Here is a 2,360-nt window from a genome sequence, read left to right on the forward strand (position 1 = left end):
TTGGCAACATCAAAAATTTCTGCCAACAGCCAATTGAAAATCGGAAAGCAGCTATTGATTTATTCATTAAAATTGACGGAATTTCAGCTCAGAAAATAGCCGATATTAATGAGAAAATTCGACAAATCCCTAAATCAATTGACATTTTAGATAATTCTTGTCTGGTGAGATTTGATGGATTGGACAGAAATGCTCGCGTGATTAGAGTAATTGGATATACTAACAATTTAGATAAGTATTATAGCTCTTATGACCAATTGAATTTGGCAATTTTGGCTTTATTGGAGCAAGAGGGAATAGATTTATTTAATATTAATATTATTAGTGATACAGAAACTTATAAAAGTTGGCAGTCTAGTCAAAATTTAGGGATTGAACAAGGGAATAGAGAATATATAAATCCTATTTAAGTTGTAATATTTTCCTGGCAGCTAGGAGTCATATCAAGTTCGGTAGCATCGTTATTGTAAAGGTAAGGAAGAAGGAAGAAGGAAGAGGGAAGAAGTGAAGAGGGAAGAAGGCTTTAGTTATCTAGAATAGAAGACTTAAAAGTCCAAAAAACCTGAAATTTTTTGTAGATATTCACCCTTGGGTTTACACAAACGATACCAGCGGACATGATACCAGGAATCAGGAGTCAGGAGTCATAGTTTTCAATGTTTTCAACTCAGATTAACTATTAGAAAAAATATTACCGAATAATTAATCCAAACTTCAGTATGCTCAGGACTTACGCAGAGACTCTGCATATAGCGAGGGCGCCATTCGGAGCTTTGCGGAGCGCAAATGCCATTTGCTCCTACAGATGGTGGTTTAAAGGTCAATTTGCGTAAGTCCTGATGCTGATTTTAGAGAGGCTAATTTGACTGATGCTAGCCTCCAAAATGCTGATTTAATGTTGGCAAATTTACAAGGTGCAAAACTGACACGAGCTAATCTAAAACACGCTAATCTTCAAGATGCAAAATTTCAGGCAGCTCAGATGGTTAATGGAAATTTCCAAGGTGCAAACTTAACTTATGCAAATTTGGAAGGTGCTAATTTAGCAAATGCTGAGTTAAGCAACAGTCGTTTGACAGGAGCAATACTCAGAGGAGCTAATTTACAGGGAGCAATTTTAGAAAAAGCTGACTTTGAGAACGCAAATTTAGCAGGTGTTAATTTTAAGGGAGCACATTTAGAGGGTGCAAATTTTCAAGGAGCAGTAACTCCAAAGGAGGCAATATTGATACTAGGGCGAATCAAATACAAGCTAGTTCCTCCATCTCCTTTGGAGGAAATTTCACCTTGACAGCAGAGGGTAATATTTTTACTGAAAAAATACTGGCCTCATCTAACGAAAGTGGAAATGGAGGAAATATTAATATTCAAGCAGGAGGAAACATTGATACTACTATTGATCGCCTTGACTCTAGTTCTAGAGACCGAGATGCAGGGGAAATTACTCTCACAAGTGGAGGTAATATTTTCACAAGTAGTATAAATTCGGGGTTGCCCATTATGGAATGATATTGCCAAAAATTGGTTTAGATTTTGACTAAAAAAAACCTAATATTAATTATTCTAGCAATTGATTAATCCACAATCCAATTCAATCAAAAATATCAAATCATTCGTCACTGTTCAACGCCATAAATTCAAATTCTGGTTCTTTTCTGGGTAGTGGGGGAGACATAACTCTAGATGCAGTTGATACTATTGATACTACTGGTGGGAGATTAAGTTCAGGTTCTGTTGGCACCAACTCTGGCAACTCAGATGATATTAATGTCGAAGCGGGAAGAAGATATCAATACTGAGGAAATTAATTCTAGTGGTGGAGAAAATACTGGGGACATAGAGGTTAGTAGCGATAATGGGGAGGTAAATACGGGAAATATTGAATCACTTGGTGACTCAGAAGACTCAGGTAATATTGATGTTAATGCGGAAGGGGATATAAGTACAGGTAATATTAGTTCTATTAGCAATAATAATACTGGAGATATTTCTGTTAATAGTCAAGAAGGTTCTGTGAATACAAATAATATTGAAACAATTGCCGAAGCTGGAAATTCTGGGGATATAAATATTGTAGCAATAGACGATATAAGTACAGGTAATATTAGTTCTATTGGCAATAATAATAGTGGAGATATTTCTGTTAATAGTCAGGCAAGTTCTGTTAATACAAATAATATTACGACTCAAGCAGAAACAGGTACTGCTGGTGACATTGATATTAGTGCTAGAAATAAAATACAGGTAATATTACTTCCACTGATCCTCAAGGAAGTGGCAATATTAATCTGACCACTGAAGTAGGTAAAATTAATACAGGTGAAGTCTTTACAGATACAGGAAAAATTAATCTTAATCAA

4 protein-coding genes and 1 pseudogene are annotated in these 2,360 nt (G+C 35.5%); 4 read left to right on the forward strand and 1 reads right to left on the reverse strand.

The window, feature by feature from the left end:
• The 3 genes and pseudogenes from F6K13_RS28825 to F6K13_RS28835 all read left to right on the forward strand — a co-directional run.
• A pseudogene (locus F6K13_RS28825) lies at nt 1-410 on the forward strand (hypothetical protein); the annotation flags it as partial.
• A gap of 413 nt (nt 411-823) precedes the next feature.
• Nucleotides 824-1,291 (forward strand): pentapeptide repeat-containing protein, encoded by a 468-nt coding sequence (locus F6K13_RS28830; RefSeq protein ID WP_124155212.1) that lies wholly within the window; start codon nt 824-826, stop codon nt 1,289-1,291.
• Nucleotides 1,288-1,509: a hypothetical protein gene (locus F6K13_RS28835; RefSeq protein WP_124145791.1), complete on the forward strand. Its 222-nt coding sequence runs from the start codon at nt 1,288-1,290 to the stop codon at nt 1,507-1,509. The genes F6K13_RS28830 and F6K13_RS28835 overlap by 4 nt, the downstream gene beginning before the upstream one ends.
• Nucleotides 1,510-1,609: 100 nt before the next feature.
• Here F6K13_RS28835 and F6K13_RS28840 read toward each other — a convergent pair whose 3' ends face one another.
• A complete protein-coding gene (locus F6K13_RS28840; protein WP_275670401.1) occupies nt 1,610-1,741 on the reverse strand; it encodes a hypothetical protein in 132 nt (43 codons plus the stop codon).
• Here F6K13_RS28840 and F6K13_RS28845 point away from each other — a divergent pair.
• Complete coding sequence (locus F6K13_RS28845) at nt 1,735-2,292, forward strand: hypothetical protein (protein ID WP_124155211.1); 558 nt, start codon at nt 1,735-1,737, stop codon at nt 2,290-2,292. The two genes, F6K13_RS28840 and F6K13_RS28845, sit on opposite strands and share 7 nt — an antisense overlap.
• Nucleotides 2,293-2,360: the final 68 nt, after the last annotated feature.

Source organism: Okeania sp. SIO2B9 (assembly GCF_010672505.1).
GTDB lineage: Bacteria > Cyanobacteriota > Cyanobacteriia > Cyanobacteriales > Microcoleaceae > Okeania > Okeania hirsuta.